Genomic DNA, 876 nt, shown 5'->3' on the forward strand with positions numbered 1-876 from the left:
GCAGCGCCCGCTTGAGCGGCGGCAGTACGGCGCGCTATCCAACACAGCCCGGAAAGCCTACAAAGCGTAGCCACGCGTTACAGCCTCAACCCCAAAACGGTGGCCAAGTGGCGCCAGCGTCCGACCACAACCGATGCGCGCATGGGCCCCGAACCGGCTTCGACGGTGCTCACGGCCGAACAAGAAGCCATCGCGGTGGCCTTTCGGCGGCACACCTTGCTGGCGCTGGACGACTGCTTGTACGCGCTACAGGCCACGATTCCGCACTTGTCGCGCTCGGCCCTGCACCGCTGCTTCCAGCGCCACGGCATCAGTCGTCTGCCGCTGAGCGAAGACAGGCAGAGCCCGCCGAAGAAGAAATGCAAGGATTACCCCCATCGGCTACCTGCACGTCGATTTTGCCGAGGTGCAGACCGAAGAAGGCCGCCAGTACCTGTTCGTGGCCATTGACTTCCGCCAGCAAAGTGGCCTGTGCCGAGTTGCACCCGCGAGCGACGCGCATGGTCGCGGCCGACTTTCTGCGGCGGGTGCTGGAAAAGCTGCCCTACAAAGCCCACACCGTGCTGACCGACAACGGGGTGCAATTCACGCTGCAACCCCACCAGTGGTTTCCGGGCGGGCACAGTGTTGCCCGCATTTGCCGCGCCTACGGCGTGGAGCAGCGCCTGACCAAACCGGCGCACCCGTGGACCAACGGCCAGGTCGAGCGCCTCAACCGCACCCTCAAAGAAGCCACCGTCCAGCGCTTCCACTACCAGAACACGGAGGAACTCAACGAGCACCTGCACGCCTTTTTGCTGGCCTACAACCACGCCAAGCGCCTCAAGACCCTGCGCGGGCTACCCCGCACGAATTTGTCTGTGCGCAGTGGCAAAA

At 64.3% G+C, this 876-nt stretch carries 1 pseudogene; it reads left to right on the forward strand.

Going from position 1 to position 876, the window contains the following annotated elements:
- Positions 1-36 precede the first annotated feature (36 nt).
- Positions 37-876: pseudogene (locus tag ACYSMN_RS25480) on the forward strand (IS481 family transposase); the annotation flags it as partial.

The sequence above is a fragment of the Hymenobacter sp. M1-2 genome, assembly GCF_057808495.1.